10 protein-coding genes and 1 pseudogene are annotated in these 22,307 nt (G+C 63.5%); 3 read left to right on the top strand and 8 right to left on the bottom strand.

What is annotated here, in order from left to right:
- Positions 1 to 68 precede the first annotated feature (68 nt).
- Both K3759_RS05125 and K3759_RS05120 read left to right on the top strand, forming a co-directional pair.
- Positions 69 to 974: a CpsD/CapB family tyrosine-protein kinase gene (locus tag K3759_RS05125; RefSeq protein ID WP_259984631.1), complete on the top strand. Its 906-nt coding sequence runs from the start codon at positions 69 to 71 to the stop codon at positions 972 to 974.
- 115 nt (positions 975 to 1,089) lie between these two features.
- Positions 1,090 to 2,391 carry a DUF874 domain-containing protein gene (locus K3759_RS05120; RefSeq protein WP_259984630.1) on the top strand — a complete coding sequence of 434 codons (1,302 nt, stop codon included), beginning with the start codon at positions 1,090 to 1,092 and terminating at the stop codon, positions 2,389 to 2,391.
- A gap of 5 nt (positions 2,392 to 2,396) precedes the next feature.
- On the opposite strand, the gene K3759_RS05115 is transcribed toward K3759_RS05120, so the two are convergent.
- Positions 2,397 to 3,707, bottom strand: a complete 1,311-nt coding sequence (locus K3759_RS05115) for an oligosaccharide flippase family protein (protein WP_259985570.1) — start codon at positions 3,705 to 3,707, stop codon at positions 2,397 to 2,399.
- A gap of 159 nt (positions 3,708 to 3,866) precedes the next feature.
- Between K3759_RS05115 and K3759_RS05110 the strand changes: the two genes are divergently transcribed.
- A complete protein-coding gene (locus tag K3759_RS05110; RefSeq protein ID WP_259984629.1) occupies positions 3,867 to 5,072 on the top strand; it encodes a glycosyltransferase family 4 protein in 1,206 nt (401 codons plus the stop codon).
- On the opposite strand, the gene K3759_RS05105 is transcribed toward K3759_RS05110, so the two are convergent.
- The 7 genes and pseudogenes from K3759_RS05105 to K3759_RS05075 form a co-directional block, all read right to left on the bottom strand.
- Positions 5,069 to 5,923 carry a glycosyltransferase family 2 protein gene (locus tag K3759_RS05105; protein WP_259984628.1) on the bottom strand — a complete coding sequence of 285 codons (855 nt, stop codon included), beginning with the start codon at positions 5,921 to 5,923 and terminating at the stop codon, positions 5,069 to 5,071. The two genes, K3759_RS05110 and K3759_RS05105, sit on opposite strands and share 4 nt — an antisense overlap.
- Positions 5,914 to 8,514: a hypothetical protein gene (locus K3759_RS05100; protein WP_259984627.1), complete on the bottom strand. Its 2,601-nt coding sequence runs from the start codon at positions 8,512 to 8,514 to the stop codon at positions 5,914 to 5,916. The genes K3759_RS05105 and K3759_RS05100 overlap by 10 nt, the downstream gene beginning before the upstream one ends.
- On the bottom strand, positions 8,511 to 9,455 hold the full coding sequence (locus K3759_RS05095) for a hypothetical protein (RefSeq protein WP_259984625.1): 945 nt from the start codon (positions 9,453 to 9,455) through the stop codon (positions 8,511 to 8,513). Before K3759_RS05095 ends, K3759_RS05100 begins: the two co-directional genes overlap by 4 nt.
- A gap of 187 nt (positions 9,456 to 9,642) precedes the next feature.
- Positions 9,643 to 9,996 (bottom strand): annotated as a pseudogene (locus K3759_RS20275) (4'-phosphopantetheinyl transferase); the annotation flags it as partial.
- 145 nt (positions 9,997 to 10,141) lie between these two features.
- The gene (locus K3759_RS05085; protein WP_259984623.1) at positions 10,142 to 14,722 is read right to left on the bottom strand and encodes a MupA/Atu3671 family FMN-dependent luciferase-like monooxygenase; all 4,581 of its coding nucleotides are present in this window, start codon (positions 14,720 to 14,722) and stop codon (positions 10,142 to 10,144) included.
- Positions 14,719 to 15,732, bottom strand: a complete 1,014-nt coding sequence (locus K3759_RS05080; protein ID WP_259984622.1) for a glycosyltransferase family 2 protein — start codon at positions 15,730 to 15,732, stop codon at positions 14,719 to 14,721. Before K3759_RS05080 ends, K3759_RS05085 begins: the two co-directional genes overlap by 4 nt.
- A complete protein-coding gene (locus K3759_RS05075) occupies positions 15,729 to 22,166 on the bottom strand; it encodes a type I polyketide synthase (protein ID WP_259984621.1) in 6,438 nt (2,145 codons plus the stop codon). The genes K3759_RS05080 and K3759_RS05075 overlap by 4 nt, the downstream gene beginning before the upstream one ends.
- Between the last annotated feature and the right edge of the window lie 141 nt (positions 22,167 to 22,307).

Here is a 22,307-nt window from a genome sequence, read left to right as displayed (position 1 = left end):
ATGTTTGCCGCGCCCATTAACGACCAGAAATTGTTCGCCTCATGTTTAGAAAATCGAAAGGGACAAAGATGAAAGATCTTTACGCATCTGACGCCCTTGGCGCGGACAACAGTGATGTTATGGCGTCCTTTGGCGCTCCGGGCATGCGGCACAGCATCCGCCCGCGCCGCACGGTGATAGACCATGAGGATGAGATTGATAGCGATCTGCCTTTCGAGGAAAGCCTGCCCATCTCCTCCGCCTCCGCCGCCGCTGCGCCTTACGTAAGCGATGACCGCGTGCCCCGTTGGCAAGACCTGCCCGTGGCCACACCCGGCCCAGGTGGGGACATGCCTTTGGTCGACGATCACCGCAACAGCGCTGCCGCACGGGCCTTTGATCTTTTGCGTACGCGCCTGCGTCAAACCACGTTTGAGCATGGTTGGGTCAATATCGCGATAACCGCCCCCACGTCTGGCTGCGGCAACACTTTTTCCGCTACCAATCTGGCGCTGAGCCTGTCGCGGGTGCCGGGATCGCGCACCGTCCTGATGGACATGAACATGCGCAGCCCCGGTCTGGCCCGCGCTTTTGATCTGGAATCCCCCGGTGCGATGAGTGATCTGCTCGGCGGTCGTGTCGATCTGGGCCAACAGATGCTGCGTGTCAGCGATACTCTGGCGCTTGGCTTGAATGACCAAGCCGAGGTGAACGCAGCCGAGATCCTGCAAGACAGCGCCACCGCCGAAACGCTACTGCGCATGCGTGCAGCACTTCAGCCCGAAATCGTCCTCTATGACATGCCGCCCATGTTGGAGCACGACGATCTTTCAGCCTTCTTACCCCAATTAGACGGCGTTTTGCTGATTTCTGACGGCAGCCAGACCATGGCGCGCCATCTGCGTGAATGCGAACGGATGCTCGAAGGTCAGGTGCCACTCTTGGGCATCGTGCTGAACCGTGCGCGGACCTCTAGCCTGCCGAAATATGCCTGACACCCCCTGTCTTTGCGCCCCTTAGCGCCCTATTATCGCCCAAGTCTTCTGGTCTAGGCAGGGAAACCCCGCCGGGCAACGGTCTGGGGGCTTTAGGCAGGTTGGAAAGAGGCACATGGGACCGATCTATACATTCGATGACGTCATCGACATGCTGCGCCGTCGCGCGGGCGTGATCATTCTGATTACGCTTCTAGGCTGCATCGCATCGGTCTATTGGGCGCTCTCAATCGCGCATGTCTACCAGTCTTCCGAGGTCATTCAGATTGAGCAACCCAAGATCGCAAATGATCTGGCCCCCTCGACCGTCGAAGGGTCCTCAGCCCGGCGTTTGCAATTGATCGAACAGCAGTTGATGGCGCGCGGCACGCTGGTCGACATCATCCAACGCTTTGGTCTCTATGAAGATCTGACCGCGCTGCGGATGTCGGAAAAGGTCGATCTGCTGCGCCGTTCGGTCACGATCACCGGGGTCGCCGCCCCGCGCGAAGGCTTTGCCGACGACGGCACGATTTCTGTCATGACCTTCACCGCTGAGATGGACAACCCCGCCGATGCGCAGGCCGTGGCCCGCGAATTCGCCGATCGCACCCGTCAGATGTCCGCAGCTCAACGGCAAAGCCAGACACTTGAGACTTTAGAGTTTTTCCAACGCCAAGAGCAGAACCTGATCCGCGACATCTCAGCGCTTGAGGCGGAACTGGCAGACTACCGGGCCGAAAACGACCTCTCTCTCGAAGGCAGCCTTGAGTTTCGCCGGGGCGAGATCAGCAGCCTGAATGACGCCATCCTTGAGCTTGACCGTGAGATCATCGCCACGCGGCTGGCGCGCGACCGCACCAACCCTGATGCCCGCGCCGCCACCATTGCCCGCGAACGGGCGGAACTGGACGCCACGCTGGAAAGCCTCACAACGCAGCGCGACCTGCTGCAAGAGCAGCGCGAGACCCTCACCACCAGCCTGCAAACCTCGCCTGAGGTCGAGCGTGAACTGGCCCGGTTTGACCGTCGCCTGACACAGTTGCAGGACCAGTTGGAGGTGATCACCGCGCGCCGCAATGAGGCAGAGGTGGGGTTCTCACTCGAATCCGATCAGCGGGGCGAGAAACTGATCACGCTGGAACAGGCTGAACTGCCGGATTACCCCGTCTCGCTCAGCCGCAAAAAGCGCGCGGCTGTGGGCGGCATGGGCAGCTTTGCCCTTGCGCTGATCGTCGCCTTCCTGCTCGAATTGCGCCGCCCGGTGATCCGCTCGGCCCGGCAAATGACACGCGAGACGGGGCTGATCCCCGTCGTGTCGATCCCCGATCTCAGCCCGCGTGAGAGACGTCGCACCCTGGGCAAGGTCTGGCAGGAGCGCCTCAATGCAGGCAAACAGGGGCGCGCCGCGCGGATGGCCCGCAAGCAAAAGAGCTGACCCACTCAAACCGTGGCGCTGAGACCCAGCACCCGATCCCAATGCAGCCAAAGCGCCAGCGCGCCAAGCGCCAGCCCGAGCAGAGCGAAGGTCAGATCATGGCGCGCGTCCCAGACGCCGTGCGCTCGTGCCAGCCAGATCAACACCAGATGCGACAAGATCATCGCCAGCCCAAGCCCAAACAACGCACCGGGCAGCCCGGCATAGATCACGCCCACCAGCAGCATTCCAATCTGTAAGGTCGCGCGCGAGGCGGATGAGATGAAAAACCGCTGCGAATCTCCCGCTGCCAATGCGGCTTGATCATAGGTCATCCCGATCACCTGCGGCATCAGCGCCAATGCCAGCATCACCAGTATCGCGCCACTTTGCAGATAGCGCGGGTCATAGAGCACCGAGACCAGCCATGGCCCCGCCAGGGCCATCACCGCCAGCAGCGCCAGCAGCCCGCCACTCAGCCCATAGCGCATCCGCCGTAACTTCGGGTGATCCCCGCCCCCCGCCTCGCGGTAGATCGGGATCATCACCCGCCCGGTGACATTCTGCCCCAGAAGCAGCGGAAAACTGGCAAGGAAATAGCCAATGTTGTAAATCCCCAGCCCTTCGAGAGAGAGGAACTTGCCCAAAATCGCCTTATCCCCTTGGCTGGCGAAGAACCAAAACATGGTCGACAGGAAAATCCATTTGCCGAAATGCACCAATTCCTGCACCGCCGGCTGCTCCCAACGAAAGCGGTTGCTCGGTCCGGGCAGGAAGGCATGGGTCAGCGCCAGTTTCGCTAGCGCCCCCACCACACCGCCAACCACCAATGCGGCGACGGACTGATACAGCAACGCGCCCAGAATCATCACCACAATACCGATCACCTGCGAGGTGAGGTCCAGCAGCGTCAGCCGCCCCATTTGCAAATGCCGATGCGATGTCTCAATCCGTGTGGGATTGAATCCCGCAACCACAAGGCTCAGCGCCGCGATGGGCAAATAGGTCAGCAGCGAAGGCTCATCATAGAAAGCCGCCACCGGCCACGTCAGCGCACAGGCCGCAAGCCAGAGGCAAAGCCCCCGGATCGCTTGAATCGTCCAAGCGGTGTCTAAGAAGTCTCGATCATCGCCGCGTTTGCTCTGTGCGATCGACGGTGCGATGCCCACGTCTGAAAACAAGGTCAGCCCGACGATCACCACCTGTATCAACGCCATCAGGCCAAAGGCCTCGGGGAAAAGCAGGCGCGTCAAAATTAGGTTCGACGCCAGCCGGATCGCCTGCGCGCCGCCATAGCCCAGCACAATCCACGAGGTTGACCGCAGCGCCCGTGCCATCAGGCGATTGCCCGTCACCGCTTGGGAAACCTTTGAAAACACTTGATCCTGCGCCTTTGCCAATTCTTTGCGAGAGACTAATGGCATGCCCGCCCTTGTGCCAGTGGCAAGCAGGCGGGTAACAAGGTTTATCGCCCCCAGTCTAAGGCCTGCGCCCCTGTGAAGATCGCCTATATCCTCAATACCTACCCACAGCCCTCGCATTCCTTCATCCGGCGCGAGATTGCGGCTTTGGAGGCGGCGGGTCATGAGGTCATGCGCTTTGCCATGCGCGGCCCCGACGTGTCGCTGGTCGATGCGCAGGACAAGGCCGAGGCGGCGCGAACGCATTATGTTCTGGCCACGGGCGGGGCCGCCCTCGCCCGTGCCAGCCTGCGCATCTTGCTACGCTCCCCCAGTCGGTTCGGCAAAGCGCTCCGAGAAGTCTGGGACGCCGCCCGCCGGGCCGAGACGGGAATGGCGCGCCATCTGATCTATCTGGCCGAGGCTTGCTATCTGCGCGCACAGCTTGAGGACAGCGGCACCCAACATCTACACGCGCATTTCGGCACCAATGCCACCATGGTCGCGATGCTCAGCCACCTGCTGGGCGGTCCGGGCTATAGTTTCACCACCCATGGGCCTGAGGAGTTCGACAGCCCCCGCGCGCTTTCCCTCGGCCCAAAGATCCATCATTCGGCGTTTGCCGTTGCGATCAGCCAGTTCGGGCGCAGCCAGCTTTGTCGCTGGGCCGATCCTGCCGATTGGCCCCGCATCAAGGTCGTGCACTGCGGCATTGAGCCCGCCAAATTCCCTACCCCCGCGCCCCTCCCGAGCGGCCCGCGCCGCATGGTCTCCATCGGTCGTTTCGTGGAGCAGAAGGGCCAGCTTGCCCTCATCGACGCCATGGCACGGCTGCGCGACAGCCACCCCGACCTGCATCTTACCCTGATCGGCGACGGCCCAATGCGCGGCGCGATCGAAGCGGAAATTACCCGCCACAGGCTCCAAGACCGCATGACCCTGACCGGCTGGGTCGATGAGGCGCGCGTCACCTCCGAACTTGCCGAGGCCCATGCGCTGGTCATGCCCAGCTTTGCCGAAGGCCTGCCCATGGTGGTGATGGAGGCGATGGCCGCCGCCCGCCCGGTGATCGCCACCTATATTGCTGGCACGCCGGAATTGGTGCAGCCCGGCAAAACCGGATGGCTGGTGCCCGCCGGCGATGTGGCGGCCTTGGCCGAGGCGCTGACCGCGCTGCATGACGCGCCGCCCGCGACGTTAGAAGAAATGGGGGCGCGGGCCCGCGAGCGGGTCTTCGCGCGTCATGATGTGGCCCGAGAGGCCGCCAAACTGGGGGAGTTCATCCAACTGGCTGCCCGCTAGCGCCCCCGCACCCAGCGGTTTGCGCTGCGCAAGACCGGGGCGTGGATCGTCAGCCGCACGGCGACAAAGACCAGCGCGCCCAAAGGATCCGCCAGCGCACGGCGCCAAAAGGGGCGCATCTGATCATGTAAGTCATCGTTCCGCATCAGATGCGGGAAAAGCTGCTCTACCTCTGCCACGCCCACGTCCTGCCGCCGCCGCACACGCACCAGCGGGGCAAAGCCTTCGATCATCGGCCAGGCGTAAGTAGCAGGCACCGAGATGCGTTCTTCGGGGCGGAAATTCAGCCGCGCGAAAGTATCGTCCGAGATGATATCCGGCCAGACGCACCAACGCGCCCGCCCGGCGCGGTTCATCGCGAAAACACCAAACCCCGGCACGCCATGGGTCATGAAGCCAGTGGTCTGCCAGAACCGCGTGTAGTGCCGCGTTACCCAATTGCCCGAGGTGGTCACCTGTGGCACCCCGCTGGCATAGCGCGGCGCGCCCCCTGCCAGCGCCTCGGCTAGCTGCGCCAGCAGAGGCGGCGAAACCAGAACATCGGCATCGAGATAGACGAGAACATTCCCAAGGGCTGCCGCCTCACCCGCGTTCCACGCGCCGAGCTTGCCGCCCTTGGCCAATTCCAGCACCCGCAGCGACCAGCCTCGCGCCTCAAAGGCCGAAGTCTCCCCGCGGGCCAGTTCTGCGGTATTATCCGAGCAGCCATTGGCGACGACGATCACCTCGACCGGCCCCGCGACTGGCTCCGAGGCGCAGAGCGCGTCGAGGCAGGCCGGCAGCCAGTCCGCTTCATCATGGGCGGGGATCAACACGCTCAGCCCCTTAAAAGCGCCGTCGTTTACTGCCATGCGGTCAAGGCTTCCCATCGCGGGTTGTCGTCCGCCAGAAAGCGCAGCGCCCCCCAAGAGCCCCATTTCGTCGGCGTGTAGACGTCTAAATAATGGGTGAAAAGCTGCCCACCGACAGCTTCCCACCCGGCCATCAGATCGGCGTAAAGCGCGCCCATCTCAGGGGTGTAGTTAAAATGGTGAAAGAATTCGGTAAGCGCTTCGTCATCCACCTGCGCCCCAAGACCGACTACATGGCTGCCGCCTTCGTACATCACCAGATCAAGGTCATGCGCCCGCGCCACGGCGGCGTGATAGGGCCAGACACGGTCCATCAGATCGGCCAACGTATCGTTCTCAAGGCCACTGGTCCCGCCATTGCGCAGGTCTTGCGCAGCAAGCGTCGAGGCCACGTCATAACGGTGCGCCGCGATGTAATCCGCCAAATCCGCGCCTCTCAACCCCTGTGCCTCTCCCTCTGCGCGGGCCTTGGCAAGGCTGTCGGACAGCCAGCCATCGACCCGTTCGGCATTATCCGCCAGCCCCAGCACCCCGCCGAAATACCCGGTGATTGCATAGGCATCAAAGGCCGTCGCAGGCGCGCTGTTTCCCGCTTTCTCGGCAACATAGAGCGGCGCATCCAAGGCTTCGCGCTCAAGCCCCAGCCATCCGGTCTGGCTGGCGATTACATTGCGCAACCGTGCCTCGGCTTCGCCGCCGAAGACATCCGTCCAAATCCGTGCCACTTCAGCGGCACGCAGGCTGTAGAACTGCATGCCCTTCTCGGCCTCGCCCCAGCGGGCCTGCGCCATCTCATCGGCCCATTGGGTCTGGGAGAATTGCCAGTTCCAGACCTCATTGGAGAACTCAACATAGGCCGTGCGATCTTCATCAAGTGCCTCTTCAACATAGGTCGCAAAACCTGTGACATAGGCGTCATCGGCCAGATGCGGCATGTTGAACCACGGGTCGACCTCTAACTCATTTGCCAATGCGACCATGACCTCCACCGGGACGCCGCGCAGGGCATAGGTGACATCCTTCGGGCGCGGGCGGTCTTCCCACTGCGCGATGGGGCTGTCGTTCGTGCCCATCCAATCCATGAAGCGCAGGACCTTCATCCCGGTCAGATGCTGAGTCCAATCGGGATTAAACCGCGCGCCGGCATCGTAATCGGCGGCCCGGTCTTCACGCACGACAGTGATGTTGCGCGGCGGGTCGCTGCGGTGCATCCGCTGAACGCGAATGTCCACACTGCCCGGCCCCGGCGCGTAATCAAACCGCACCTCATTCGTGCCATAGCGCACATTCTGCGCCCGGCCCGTGACCTCAATCACTCCCTTGCCGTCGAACCGAAGCAGATAGCGCCCTTTCAGCGATGTCGCCTGTTCTGGCATGTCAGTCAGGATCAGCGTGCCGATGCTACCCAGCTCACGCGGCATCTCAATAGGCCAGCCTTGGGCATCTAGATAGCCGCCCGCAACCAGTTGCGCATATTCCATCCCGCCAAAGCGTCCGGCCATATGACCGAGCCACGGGCGCGCGGTTTTCATCAGATCAAGGAAGGGGGCCTGCACGCTCCAGTCGGCGATGGCGGCAAGGCCGATGCCCATGTCGCGGGTGCCTGCGACAGCCCCTTCAGACGCTGTGATCTCGAATGGGGCGTCGGCCACCGGCGTGGCAGACACCTCAGGTGCAACGCGCGCAGGCGTAGGCTCAGGCTCCGCAGGCGGGCCAGTGGGGGAGATCGGCGCGGTCTGCGCATTGTCTGCGGCGGCAGGCCGTGTTGCAGGGGGCACCGGCACCACGGCATCGCCCTTATAGTCGCGCACCGCATCCCAAGCCACGCGCTGCAATGCCCGCGCGAGGTCGGGCTCTGGCGTATCGAACGCCTTGCCCCACCGGTTGTTGAAGTCCGTCGGCAGCCCAAGCGGCTCTTTGCCCGTCAGGGTGGCATATTGCACCATGGCAACAAAGTAGTGGCCCAGGTCGTTCAGGTGGATGTCATCGGCAAAAAGCGCGTCGATCTCGCTTAGCCCCGGCACCCGTTCGGCGGCGATCTCATCATAGAGCCGCGCCATCGCCTGCCCTGCCGGGATCACCTCAATCGTCGCGCTGTCAGAGCTACGCCCGTCACTCACTGCCGCTGCGATCCCCTCCCAAACAGGCAGATCGCTGTCCAACCGCTCACGCCACGGGATATGGGCATTGTCGTCATATTCCACGGCAACGCCGCTGCCGCTTTTCAACGAGTGCCATGTCTCTTGCAGATAGACCTTCACGCTCGGATTGGCCGCTGCCGCGAGGCCAAAGAACGCCTGCGCATAGACTTCGGTATCCGACCAGCGGGTGTGGTTGGCAAGCGGGATTGCCTCGGTCAGGATCAGATGGGTGGTTTGCCCCTCGGGCAAGACCCCGCGGGCATCGACGCCCTCGGCACTGTCCGATTCATCCCAATTATAGCGCAACGGTGCGCCGTTGATGATCTGCGCCCGCACCTCGCCCTGCCCCAGCCCGGCACGCAGCGCTTCTTGCAACATGTCCGGCCCGTCCGCCCCAAAAAGGCTGTGGCCCACCATCAAGACTGAGAACAGCCCGCCCAGACCGCTCATGCTGCAACCCCGCTGTCGGGATGGGCGCGGACCACGTCCCAGACCACGCGTTGCATCAGGGCCGCGGCCTCGGCGCTTGGCGTGTCAGCCGGGGTGCCGTCCGCGCGGGTCAACTGATGCGGCAACCCCGACGGGTCACGGTGATAGAGCGTCGCGTAATGGGTCAGCGCCACGAGATAGGCCCCCTGATCGTTGAAATGGATCGTATCGGGCCGTCCATTCTCGTCGCGCGAGAAAAGGTCGTGCAAGCTGATGATGCCGCCCACCCCTCCGGCCGCGTCGACCGCGCGGGTAAAAGCTGCCATGACCTGCCCGGCCGGGATCAGATGAATGGGCAGGTCTGATTGCTGTAAAGCCGGATAGAGCACCTGCCGCCGCCAATATTTATCCAGATCCCGATCGATGCGGTTCAGCCACCCAGTGCCATCGTCGGTGTAATGCCATGTCTCGTAAAGATAAACGCGGGTATCGGGCCGTGCCTCGCGTGCCAGATTGGCCCAACGGGCGAGGTAGTCAGGGCTGTCGTGATAGCGGATGGCATCGGCGATCTCGACCATCTCGGTCAGCACCACGGCGTCATATTCGCCCGAGCCGATGGCCGCACGGGCCGGACGGTGCCGCGCGTGATCGTTGGCGCGGTCAAAGCCATTCACCGGCATTTCAGGCTCCCAATGCTCACGCAGGGAGGTGCCCCAACCCGTCTGGCTGTGGTAGCTGTGGCCCGCCCCCGCCATCTGCGACAGCATCGCGGGCATGTCCTCCCCCACCAACGAATGCCCCAAATGGTAGACCTGCATCGGTGCTGTCGGCGGGGTCAGCCGCGTGGCATAGAGTTCCGCCGCGCGGTCCTGCAACTGCGCCCGGCGAAAGACCCAAGATCCACCGCTGAGACTGGCAAGGGCGGCGGCTCCCAGAAAGAGGCGGCGTGAGAGTGCGACCATGGGATGAAGCTCCTTTGTGATCAATCTGCCCAATCGCCACCGCGCTGACAAGATGGTCCGCCACGGAAACGATCCGCCCCGGCAGCTTATCGCCGCGCCTAAAGCGTTCAGTGTCTTGGGTAAATTCCGCGTCAAAGGCACTGCCGTTTGCGCGGAGCGTGACGTCAAGCCGATCAAAGCCAAAGAGCGTTTTTGTGAGCGGGTATTGCGCCTTATAGGCCGCTTCTTTGGCACAGAAGATACGTTTGGCGGCAGCCATATCAGCGCACCCAATACGCGCAATTTCCGCCGGAGTGCAAATCTCGTGCAGCAGGTCGCTAGGCAGCGGGCTGTCTTCTTCGATATCTATCCCTAACGCTGCCACATCGCCGTCGCGCGCCAGCACCGCGACACACCACGCAGCGCAATGGCTGATCGAACCGGTCAAACCCTGCGGCCAAATCGGTGCACGGTCGGCGCTGGCCGGCACCGGCGCTGGTGGATGACCGAGCAGCTCCATCGCCTTTCTTGCCGCGCTGCGACCGGCGGTAAATTCAGCCACCCGGACGGGCCGCGCGCGCGCGATGATGGTGGCTTCATCGTCCAGCAAAGGCGGATGGGACGCGTCAGGCCGGGTTACCGCCACAGCAACGGGCAGGTCGAAAAGCCCGCGGACCGCGGCGGCGATCTCGGCCTCTGGAGTCACCTCATTCCCGCCCGCGGCCACGTCCGGCGCGCATCAGACGGCGTTTGGACATGGTCTCGGCCCGTGCAGGCGCGTCGGTGGCAGAGGCGCTGGTGGGAGGCTCCGGTGTCTGACCGCTCAGCCCGTCGATGTGAGCCGCCAATCCGAAGAGGGTGGGGAAGCGGAAGATATCGGTGATCGACAGAGCGCTGATGTTCAATGCCGCTTTGATGTCCCGATGCGCCTGTACCGCAAGCAGCGAATGCCCCCCGAGGGCAAAGAAGTTATCGCCGCCGCGGATATCCCCAAGGCCCAAAAGCGTGCTCCAGACCTGTGCAATGGCAGCTTGGCTCCCGCTGACCGGCGTGGTCGCCTTCTCGGTGGTTGGGGCCACACTGCGTTTGACAGGAGCGGGCAAGGCCTTGCGGTCTATTTTCTTGTTGGGCGTGAGGGGCATGGTGGGCAAAGTTACGATGGCCTGCGGCACCATGATATCTGGCAAATGTGCGGTCAATTGGCGCCGTGCCACGTCGCTATCGACAGTGTCATCCGCGACGACATAGCCAACAAGCTGCGCCCCGCCCTGCCCTGCGTCTTCGCGCAGCACGGCCACGGCCTGTCGCACCCCCGGCAGTTCGGCCAACCGCGCCTCGACCTCCCCAAGCTCAATCCGGTGGCCGCGTATCTTGACCTGCGCATCGGCGCGGCCTTCGAAATGCAACACGCCCTCGGCGTCCATCCGCACCAAATCGCCCGTGCCGTAAAGGCGGCCCGCGCCGGAGAAGGGATCGTGGATGAAACGTGCCGCCGTCATCTCCGCCCATTCCCAATAGCCCTGCGTCACGCCCTCGCCGCCGATCCAAAGCTCCCCCGCCGCGCCGATGGGCAGCATCTGCCATGCAGCGTCGAGGACATGGACCTGCGTGTTGGCGATCGGCCTGCCGATGGGCGCAGTAGTGGCGTCGGTATCTGACAGCACATGAGTGGTGGACCAGATCGTCGTCTCTGTCGGCCCATACATGTTCTGGATCTGCGCCTGCGTCGCCTCGCGCAGCGCGCGAGACAGCGTGCCGGGCAACGCCTCCCCCCCGATCATCAGGGATTTCACCCGCGCCAGAGCGCCGCGCGCTTCGTCGTTCATCACCATCATCTGCGCCATTGAGGGCGTGCATTGCAGATGGGTCACCCCGTGGCGGATGATCTGAGCGGCGATGGAGTGGTCATCCGCCGCCGGTTGCCCGCCTGTATTGGCGCGGCGCAACACCTCGGCCAAAGGCTTGAGCCCCGCCATCACCTTGTCGGTGGGGATACCGTAGTCGATCAGACAGGCGATCTCATCCACGCCGATCCGCTTGAGTTGCTCGGCCCGCGCCAAACCGTCGGCCACGGTGCCAAACATGCCGCTGTCGTTGAAATAGCGTTGAAAGGCGAACTCAAGGATCGCATCCATTTCCTCAGGCGAGAGACCCTCAAGGTCGATCTCAAACGGGTTCGTCGTGCCCGCCGGTTTCTTGAAGGCCGGGAAGGCCCAAGCGTATTGTTTGATAAGCCCCGCCGCCGAGCGCAGGTAGTCTTTCATCGGTTCGCGCGCCACCTCTTCGGCCTCGGCGCGCGTATCCGCCAGATAGCTGTGCAGCATCACCGTGACTTTATGGTCCGCCGGGTCATGGCCCGCGCCGCGCAGAGCGTCGTGGTAGATTTTGATCTTATCCGCCAGCTCTTCCACGGATTGGCCAAGCAGGTGGGTCAACACATTGGCCCTAATTTCCCCCGCCTCTTTCCACGTCTGCGGGTTGCCCGCTGTGGTCACCCAGATGGGCAGCACTGTCGACACGGGGCGCGGTTGCGTTACCACTGCATGGCGTGTGCCATCGGCGCGCGGGAACTCTACTGGTTCCCCGGCCCAGAGCTTGCGCAGCTGGTCTATGGCATCATACATCGCGGGCTTGTTCTGCGGCGGTGTGTTTTCCGGGCGAAGCACGAAATCGTCGGGCTGCCAGCCGCTGGCGATGGCCAAGCCGACACGTCCATTGGTCAGATTGTCGATCACCGCCCATTCTTCCGCGATCCGCGCGGGATGGTGCAGCGGGGCCACGCAAGACCCGGCCCGAACATCGAGGTTCTGCGTCACCGCTGCCACGGCAGCGCCGGTGACGGAGGGGTTCGGGTAAGGGCCACCAAAGGCATGGAAATGCCGCTCGGGCGTCCAGACGGCGTTGAAGCCATTGGCATCCGCGAATTTGGCCCCTTCGAGCAGCAGTTCGTATTTCTTGGGACCAACACCGTCGTCATTGCCCCAATAAAACAGGTTGAAGTCGATCCTGCGGTCGCTGGTGGCAATCGGCCCGTTTGACATGAGCGCCCGGCTGTCATCGCCCGCTAGCACCAGTTTGAAGCCCCGCGCGAGGGTCCAGAACAGCTCTAGTACCGAGATATCAAAGCTAAGGCTGGTGACCGCGAGCCAGACCGCACCCGCATCATGGTCGATCCGATCGTCCATCCCGGCAAAGAAATTCGCGACATTTCCATGGCTGACCATGACGCCCTTTGGTGTCCCGGTAGAACCGGAGGTATAGATCAAATATGCGAGGTCATCAGCCCCGGCGCTGGCTGTGGGGTTCGTGTCCGACGCGGTGGCGAGGCGCGGATCGCGGTCCAACTCCACCACCTGCGCGTCATGCGCGGGCAGGCTGGCGGTGAGGGTTGATTGCGTGACCACGACCGAAGCGCCACTGTCCGAGAGGTAATGCGCCAGCCGGTCCGCCGGATAGGCCGGATCAAGCGGCACATAGGCGGCCTCGGCTTTCAGGATACCAAGTGTACCAACCAACAGATCCACCCCCCGCGCGGTACAGAGCGCCACTGGCATCCCCGGCCCCGCCCCCATCTCACGCAGCAGATGGGCCAGTTGGTTAGCGCGAGCGTTTAGCGTGCCATAGCTGAGGGTCTCGCCCTCAAACACCAGCGCAGGCGCGTCGGGTGTGCGTTTCACCTGCGCCTCGAAAGCGACATGGATGGGGAGGGGGTCATAGTCGCGCGCGGTCGCGTTGACCTGTGTCAGCAGTTGCGCTTCGGCCTCAGGAAGCGCCCAGACGGTGCCGCAGTCAGACGCCTCTGCCACCTTGGCAAAGGCAGTTTCCAGACGATCTACAATGAGGCTAATCGCGTTGTCGGAGAGCCTTTTGCTGTCGGCGATCAAGGTGGTGCTTTCAGGTGTAACACACAGAGTAAGCGCTGATCCGGAAAGGGGTTTGTCATCGAAAGAGAGGGCAAAATCTGGCGTGGCCAGAGAACCGATTGCCGGATCACGCAACGGCAGGTCACGCGCGAGGCTCGCAGTGCCCATGGCGCGGGCAAGTTGAGGCTCAAGTTGCGCCAGTAGATCGGCTATTGAAGTGTCCGCCTCTGCCGTGATGGTCATCGGAAGCCAATCGGCAAGCAGGGGCGCAGGCTCTCCCTTACGGCGCAGGGCGATGCCGCCCGCATTAACACCTGCGCTGCGCATTGCCACCAAGGCGGCAGCGGCGATTTGCTGCGTCAGATCAAGCCCCTGCGGCAGGACGATCTGTCGCTGGCTCCAATCTGGGGTCGCCGTCGATGCAGCGGCCAAGGGGACCGGCAGCGCGTCAAACCCGGTCAGAGCGCGCCGCCAGTAAGCCTCCTCAACAGGCACAGCGGGCGTGTCTGCGTCACGGGCCAGCTTATCGCCGGGTGCGAAAATCTCGGAAAGAAGAACATCCTCCCCCGCCATTCCGCGCAAGCCATAGAGGGCCACGTGAGCGTCAGCAGCAGCCACAACGACGCGTGCTTCATCCACCTCAACCACCGTGCCTGCTGTGCCGCCGCTGGCCCCCAACACCTCCATACCAGAGACAGTCAGCACGCTCCCCGCGGCACTCACCACTTTCGCGGTGGTAAGCGGGTTCCAATAATCGCCAAAGTCCAGCCCTCGGACCAATGCGCTGAGTTCCTGCGCCGTTCTGGTGAGATCGAGGATGCCACCATTGTCAGGCCGCTTGTCCTTTGCGAAATAGCTCCGCTGGCTCAGGTCTTGAGCGGTGCCTTGCAGCGCGCCGCTTTCCAACTGAGCCAAAACCTCGCCAAAACTCTCCATCCCGGCGGCGTAGCATTTGGAGTTGAGGCTAAACGCCGTCTCATCTGGTGCGATATCCACCATGCGCTGCGCCAGCAAATCACCTGTATCGACGCCCGTCTCGATCAGGTGCCAACTGACCCCGTGCTGCGCCTCACCATTGATAATCGCCCATGCAGGCGTGTTCAGCCCCGCATAGCGTGGCAACGGCCCGTCGTGAAAATTGATCGCGCCACGTTTTGGTAGCGCCAAAACCGCCTCAGGGATCAGCCGTAAATTGGCGATACTCAGCAGCCAGTCAGCGGCCAGCCCCATGGTCAGGAGTTCTTCCGCGTCGCGGCAAAGCGGCAACCCCTGCGCTTTGGCCCAACTGCGCACCGTATCATCCCGGCTAATCACGCCAGCAATCTGGTGCCCACCCGCCAGCAGCATATCCCCGCAGGCGATGGTCAGGGATTCGTCGCCTATCAATAGGGCGGAAAACGGCTCTGTCTTAAAATTGGCGGTCATGAACGGTCCTCCGTGGCGGGGCTACGGCTTGGGTCTTGGGCGGGGCGGGCCGCGCGTCTGGCAGTGAGCGCATGGGCCGCGAGGTCACGGTAAAAACCGGGAGCATCCTCTGGCTGGCGTCCGGTCAGCAGGCAGCGCAGGTGGTGCAGCCCGCCCCCGGCGAGCCGCGCAAGCAGCGCCAATGTGGCATAGGCGCGCCCGTGATTCTTTGTAAAATACCGGCGGCGACTGTCGAACCAATAGCGCGGCATCCGGCGCCATTCCTTCATCCCGGTCGAGACCGAGCCGACATGCACGCAGCGCGCCTGAGGCACATACCAGCAGTCCCACCCGGCCCGCGCGGCGCGCAGGCATAGGTCAGTTTCCTCGTAATAGAGGAAATAGTCTTCGTCGAAGAGACCGACCTCGGCCAGCATGTCCCACCGCATCATGACGCTGGCCCCGGCCACCCAATCGACCTGCGCGGCCTCTTGCGGCAAGGGGGGCGCCACCACGGCAGAGGATAACAGTCTCGTCAGCGGGCCGAACCGTGCGGCCCCTTCCAACTCGCCTGCGGCGGAGGGGAAGCGAAAGGCTGTGGTATGGGGCAGATCATCCTCCCCGCGCACATGGCTTCCGGCCAATCCGGCGCGGGGGTGGTTTTGAAGATGGCGCAACAGGATCTGAATACAGCCCCGATCAAGGAAAGCATCCGAATTCACCACATGCACGAAATCCGGCGCTGCGCCGTCCGACATCCCCGCCCGCATGGCGATGTTGTTGCCCGCGCCAAAGCCGCCGTTGCGGGGCGATGCGATCAGCCGCACCCGGTTGCCCGCGTCCCAACCCCGCGCAGCGATCTCTTGCTCCAGCAGCGCGACAGAGCCGTCGCCACTGTCATTGTCCACGATCACCAGCTCGGCACCCGCGGCGGGCATATCGGCCAAAGCCGCCTCAGCCGCGCGCAGGGTCATTTCTGCAGTGCGATAGTTTAGGATCACGACCAAAAGACGGGGCGGTTGCTGCATCATTCCGCCGCCCTGGCATAAGGCTGGGCGCGGTCGGCGTCACTGGGCAGGGCTGCCGCGATCACCTCCGCCAATTCTTGCGCAAGCACGGTGACATTGGGGGCCAGAACCATGCTCACATGGTCACCCGGCACTTCGATCACCTGCAGGCGCGGCGCAAATTGGCGCCACTGGTTGTCCTCATAGACGTATTCCTTTTCTGCGGTGACGAATTGCCCCGAAGACACCGCCCAGTGCCGATCCAGCGGCGGCCGGAACAGCGTCATAGGCCCGTCCCACCGCGGCGTTTCATAGCGCCCTACAGCCCCTAGGAAGGCCGCCTGAATGCGCAGACTGTTAAAGGAAACACCCCCCTCACCCTCGCCGCCTGCCTCCTGAGGCGCTCGGCGGAGCTCACGCTCCCACGCCCAACGGTTGCGCGCCCATTCCAAAAGATAGGCCGGTCCCTTGCGGCGCAGTTCTGCCAACTTGATATGCGCCTTGTCGATCTTGCTGAGCGCGGCGCGCACAGGCAGCGGCGTGTCGAGCATCGCCAAAACGGCCACCTCTTGCCCTGCCGCTTTCAATTGCTGTGCCATCTCATAGGCCGCGATCCCGCCGCCGGAGTAGCCCGCAAGCAAATAGGGGCCTTGGGGCTGAAGCGCGCGGATTTCGGCGATGTAATCTGCGGCGGCGGTCTGCACCTCCTCATGGGGCGCGGCGTCTCCGATCAGCCCCCGCGCCTGCACCCCATAGACCGGGCGCTCGTCGCTGAAGGGCATGGCAAGATGGCGCAGGTTCAGCACATTGCCGAACATCCCCGCAACCACGAATAGCGGGGCCGCCGCGCTGCGCGACTGATTGAGCGGCACGAGGTAGTCAAAGCGCTGCTGAGGGGCAGATGGTGCCGTATCCCCGACGTCGGACTGCGCCAGATCACCGCGCTCTGCCGCGATCAGCGCGGCGCATTTGGCGATAGTCGGCGCTTCGAACAGAACGGAGATCGGGAACTCGACCTTGAATTCTCGCTTAACGGAAGCAAAGAGGCGCACCGCGATCAATGAATGCCCGCCAAGGTCAAAGAAACTATCCTCGACCCCTACCGGGCTGACGCCCAAGAGGTTCGACCAGATATCGGCCAGCTTTTCTTCAATCGCATTGCGCGGGGCAACGAAAGAGCCGTCGAGATCGGGTCGCTCAAAGCTCTGCCCTTGGGGAGCCGCCTCGCTTACCGGCGCTTCGGCCTGAGCGATCAATGTTTGTATCGGCAAAGAGGAGACCATAATTTGCGGCGCATCCAGCGCCAGCGCACGGCGCAGGGCTTCGGGCCCTTCTTGCGCGCGGATGCCTTGGCGCACCAACCGGGCCAGACGCTCTTCGGCGGGGCTGAGGATCTCGGCACTGTCTGCCCCTTCGAAAATCACTTCGCGGGCGTCGGGGGGGGGTATGTCGGCAAAGGCACCTTCGAGCCGTTTCATCGCGAAATCGCGCACCTCGACGAGGGTCACACCCTCCGTATCGGCGATCGTTACGTCGAACCGGGCCAAGCCCTCAGCCGCCAACCCGTCGACCAGCCGAACATGCGAGCGGATCTCGGCAGGCAGGGGCGCGTGAAGTGTGATCTCACCATAAGACAAGGGCACCCAAAGATGCCGCGCCGCATAGCCGGGGATCAGCGATATGGCCCAGCCGGTGGCGATGTCCATGAGGCCGGGGTGCAGCACATAGCCCGCGTCCAGATCCCCCCGCGCGCCTTCGGGCAGCTGTAGCGCGGCGATCCCTTCCCCCTGCCCCAGAGCCGTACGTTGCAGCACATGCCAGCGCGGGCCGAACTTCAGATGCGCCTCTTGGACGGCGGTCAGACGCCCGCCCGGTGCGGCCTCGGCCACGTCTGTGCAGCGGCCCGCGATGCCAGCAAGGTCGAGCGGTTCGGCAGCGCGGTCCTCGGCAGTCAGCCGCGCTTGCACATGCAATTGCCATGCGGGCTTTCCGTTGACCACACAGGCGCTGCGTAACTCGGCGGCAAAGCCCGCGCCCTCCGGGGTCAGGGTGATCTTGATCTTGCGCCGCGCCCCATCGGCCAGCGGCAGGGGGCGCAGGAAATAGAGGTCTTGCAGCGTGAACTTTTGCAGCCCTTGTGCCTGCGCCGCTTCGGCCAAAAGCTCAATATAGCCTGTACCGGGCATCACCGCGCGGCCATCCCCGGTGCGGTGCTGGTCCAGCAGCCAATGCGAAGTTGCGATCTCGGTGGTGAATTCGAGTGTGCCGCTATCGCCGGCCCCGGCGCTTTCGAGCAGCGCGGCATTGATTGCCCGGGCAGACAGCGCCACAGCACCGCCCCCGCCAAGGGTTTCCGCCGCCATGCCTACATCAGCCCAAACGCCCCAATTCACGGCGACCACGCGGGTTTTCGCCCCCCGCCGCGATTGCGCAAAGGCGTTGAGCCACGCATTCGCCGCCACATAGTCCAACTGCCCCGCCGCGCGGGTGGCGGTAGAGGTTGAGGAGAAGAGCACCAACAAATCAAGCGTGCCGTCGGGCAGGAGTTGATCCAAGACCCGCAGCCCCTGCACTTTGGGCGCTAGCACCGCGTCAATCCCGGCGTCGGTTTTGGCCAGCAGCGGCGCATCGTCCAGCACACCTGCGGCATGGATCACCCCTGTCAGACCGCAATGGCGCGTGGTCAGATCGTCAATCACGCGGCGCATCTGGGCGAGGTTGGCAACATCTGCGCGGGCGACTTCAACGGCCCCGCCCGACTGTGCGGCCTGCGTCTCAAGCTGCATGACGGCGCGTAGGCGGCGCGCTGTGGGATCCGCAGGGCCGTGGCTCGCGAGATAGCCCTCCCATTCATGGCGCATCGGTAGGACAGTGCGGCTTAGCAAAATCACCCGCGTGCCCGGTGTCTCCAGAATGTCCGCCGCAAGGGTCAGACCGATCCCGCCAAAACCACCGGTGATGAGGTAGCTTCCCTGTGGCTGCCACCCCGGCAGATCATTTGGCGGTAGGGCGGCGGCGCGGTAGCCCAGTTCAAATCGGCGGCCAGCGCGATGGGCGACCTGAAGGTTGGCGGGCCGGGCCAAAAGCTCTTCGAGCAGATCGTCGGCATCAATCACCGGCGCGGGTTCTACCGGTTTCGCAAACCATCCCGCGGGTTGCTCAGGCGCGGCAATGGGCAGGTCAATCTGACTGGCCGTCAACCCTGGCACCTCGCGCGCCATGACGCCAACGGGGCCAGAGATCAGCGCCTTCTCGGGATAGCTCACCCCCTCCTGCGCGACCTGCGCTGCACCGGTGGCGAAGACGCTCAGATGCAGCGGCGCGTCAGTTTCGGCCTCGGCCAAGGACTGCGCAAGCCATGTAAGGCTCCAGAAGCCCTGTTCGATATTGCGATCAAATCTGCTGGAGCCGGGGCGTGGGGCGACCTGATCATCAGTCAGCCAGAAATGCGCAATCCGGTCGGGCATCAGCCCCTCGGTTTGGAGTGCGGCGAGCAGTTGATCATAGCCCGAGCGCCCCTGTTCGGCGGCCAGAGTAAAGTGATCACAGGAGACGCGGGCGAAGGCATCTCCCGCCGTGACCTGCACCACGCGGTGCCCTTGTGCTCGCAACTGCGCGGCGGCATCAGCCCCCAGCCATGCCATATCGGCAAAGACGAGCCAGTTCAGCGGGCCGGACAGGCCCATGTCCGCTTCGGCATATCGAGGTTGCCAATGCGGCAGCGCCCCCCATTCGCTGATGTCATCCAACCGTTGCAGCGGTTGCTCAGCGGGGCGGGCTGCGGTCTTGCCCGGCTCGATGAAGTAACGCGCGCGCTGGAATTGATAGCTCGGCAACAAGACGCGGTTGCGCCGTGCCTCGCCCCAGATTTGCGCCCAGTCGGCCTCGACCCCGCAGGCCCAGAGCCGCCCGATCACGCCTAGGAAATAGGCATCATCCGCGATCTCTTGCTCAGGATGGCGCAATGAGGACATCACCTGCCCCGGTGCCACATCCGCGTTCATCTGCGCCAAGGCGGAAAGCGCCTTGCCCGGCCCGACCTCAAGATAGATCCGAGGCGCATCGCTGCTCAACGCGCTGATACAATCGGCGAAATTCACCGTATTGCGCAATTGCGCGACCCAATAGTCGGGGTCGGTCGCCATCTGCGCCGTGATCCTCTTGCCGGTGCGGTTCGACAGGAAGGGCATCGTTGGCGCACGTAGGTCGAGCTTGGCAAGAAAGGCGCGGTAACGGTCGAGGATCGGGTCCAACATCCGCGAGTGGGCGGCGATGTCGATGGCAATGCGTTGGTGGTCGAGACCTGCTGCGTCCAACCGCTGTTGCAGCGCCTCCAGCGCGTCATCCGGGCCGGACACCGCGATCAGTTCCGGGCCGTTGACACTGGCAATATCCAGCGCATCGCCCAGAAGCGGCGTAATCTGCTCTAGCGTGGCGGAGATGCTGATCATCCCGCCTGCTGGGACTTCGTCAAACAGCCGTCCGCGCAGCAGGACAAGGTCGATGCATTCCTCAAAGCGCATCACCCCGGCAAGGCAGGCGGCGACATTCTCGCCCATGGAATGGCCCACCATAGCCGCAGGCTTCACCCCCCAAGACAGCCAGAGCTGCGCCAGCGCGTATTCAACGATCATGATCAGCGGCAATTGCACCGAAGGCTGTTTCAGCTTGGCCTCAGCCGCCACGCGGTCATCGGGCTTTGGCAGCCAGATCGCGCGGATGTCGTAATCCAACTGCGGTGCCAGATGGTCGAGCCCCCGGTCCATCCACTCGGCAAAGACCGGTTCGGTCTCATAAAGGTCGCGGGCCATACCGGCATATTGCGCGCCGCCGCCGGGGAACATGAAGACGACCTCAGGATCGGGGCCGAGATGGTCGTGGGTAAAGACACGGCGGCGGTCGCCTGCCTCCAACAGTGCTGCGGCCTCCTCATGGCTTTCGGCCACCAAAACGCGACGTTTGTCGAAACCGCGACGGCCCTCTTTGAGGGTGAAGGCCACATCCGCCAAAGGTTGCTCGGGATGCGCGCGCAGATGGGCGGCAAGGGCAGCACTGTTGGCGTCCAAGGCTGCTTTGTTGCGGCCCGAAAGGCAGAGCACGTGGAAAGGAAAATCGCTTTCCTCGGACGGCGCACGGGCGGGGGCCTCTTCAAGGATCATATGCGCATTGGTCCCGCCGACGCCGAGCGCGTTGACCGCCGCGCGGCGCGGTGTGGCCGCCGCAGGCCAGTCATAGAGCCGGTCATTCACACGGAAGGGCGAGCCTTCGAAGGGGATCGCCGGGTTCGGCGCTTCATAGCCCAGCGAGGGCGGGATTTGCTGGTGGTGCAGCGACAGCGCAGCCTTGGCCAACCCCGCCACGCCCGCCGCAGTGTCGAGATGGCCGATGTTGGTCTTGACGGAGCCGATGCGGCAGAAATCCTCGGCCTGCGTCTCTGCCCGGTAGGCCTGTGTCAGGGCGGCCACCTCGATCGGGTCGCCCAGATAGGTGCCGGTGCCGTGGCATTCGACCATGCCGATGCTCTGCGCCGCCACGCCCGCATCATTGAGCGCGCGGGCGATGGCTGCTGTCTGCCCGTCGACCGAAGGGGCCAGATAGCCCGCCTTGGCCGCGCCGTCGTTGTTGACCGCAGAGCCTTTGATAACGGCCCAGATGGGATCGCCATCGGCGATGGCATCCTTTAAACGCCGCAACGCCAGGGCCCCCGCGCCAGAGCCAAAGACGGTGCCCTGTGCGCGGTGATCGAAGGCGTGGCATTCGCCATCGGGGGAGAGGATCTCATTTTCCTTGAACTCGTATCCCCTGCCCTGCGGCAGCTCAATGGTCACCCCACCGGCCAGCGCCATGTCGATCTCACCCGCGCGCAGGGCCTGTGCCGCGTAGTGGATCGCCACCAGAGAGGTCGAACAGGCGGTCTGCAGGTTGATCGACGGGCCTTTGAGGTCAAACACGTGGCTGACGCGCGTCGAAAGGAAATCTTTATCGTTGCCGGTATGCCGCAGCAGGAACATGCCCACATCATCGACCAGATCGGAGTTCGAGCAGATGTTGAAATAGAAATAGCTGCCCATGCCGCAGCCCGCGTAGACGCCGACCGGGCCGGAGAGGTTTTTGGGCATATGCCCCGCCTGCTCCATCGCCTCCCAAGCGACCTCAAGAAACTTGCGGTGCTGCGGGTCTAGGATCGCGGCATCCTTGGGGGAGAAGCCAAAGAACTCGGCGTCGAACATGTCATAGCCCGGCATCTCGGCGGTGACAGGCACGTAGTTTGGCCGGGCCATGCGCTCTGCACTTTCTCCGGCGGCACGCAACTGGGTCTCGTCCAACCGTTTGAGTGCGCTCACGCCGTCGCGCAGGTTCGCCCAATAGGCATCGACACCTTCGGCTCCCGGCACGTTTACGGACATGCCGACAATCGCGATATCATCGCGCGAAAGAGAGTTGTCCGTACTATTCATTCCGACATATGTCCCATCGCCCGCTCGGTCACAGTGATGAGCCTTCTCAGGTTCAGTTTAAGCCTTAGGTGCAGCATACAACAGGCGATTTTGTCAAAAATGAGCCGAGAGCGTGCCGGAGCGGAAATTTCCGTCCAATTC

Source organism: Sulfitobacter sp. W027 (assembly GCF_025143985.1).
Taxonomy (GTDB): Bacteria; Pseudomonadota; Alphaproteobacteria; order Rhodobacterales; family Rhodobacteraceae; genus Sulfitobacter.
Note: the sequence above shows the minus strand (reverse complement) of the source record. Positions and strands in the feature narration are given on the sequence as shown.

Excerpts from the sequence above, each read along its gene's own strand:
- K3759_RS05125 (WP_259984631.1), top strand. The coding sequence starts at position 69 with ATGAAAGATCTTTACGCATCTGACGCCCTTGGCGCGGACAACAGTGAT.
- K3759_RS05120 (WP_259984630.1), top strand. The coding sequence starts at position 1,090 with ATGGGACCGATCTATACATTCGATGACGTCATCGACATGCTGCGCCGT.
- K3759_RS05115 (WP_259985570.1), bottom strand. The coding sequence starts at position 3,707 with ATGGCACGGGCGCTGCGGTCAACCTCGTGGATTGTGCTGGGCTATGGC.
- K3759_RS05105 (WP_259984628.1), bottom strand. The coding sequence starts at position 5,923 with ATGGCAGTAAACGACGGCGCTTTTAAGGGGCTGAGCGTGTTGATCCCC.
- K3759_RS05100 (WP_259984627.1), bottom strand. The coding sequence starts at position 8,514 with ATGAGCGGTCTGGGCGGGCTGTTCTCAGTCTTGATGGTGGGCCACAGC.
- K3759_RS05095 (WP_259984625.1), bottom strand. The coding sequence starts at position 9,455 with ATGGTCGCACTCTCACGCCGCCTCTTTCTGGGAGCCGCCGCCCTTGCC.
- K3759_RS05085 (WP_259984623.1), bottom strand. The coding sequence starts at position 14,722 with ATGACCGCCAATTTTAAGACAGAGCCGTTTTCCGCCCTATTGATAGGC.
- K3759_RS05080 (WP_259984622.1), bottom strand. The coding sequence starts at position 15,732 with ATGATGCAGCAACCGCCCCGTCTTTTGGTCGTGATCCTAAACTATCGC.
- K3759_RS05075 (WP_259984621.1), bottom strand. The coding sequence starts at position 22,166 with ATGAATAGTACGGACAACTCTCTTTCGCGCGATGATATCGCGATTGTC.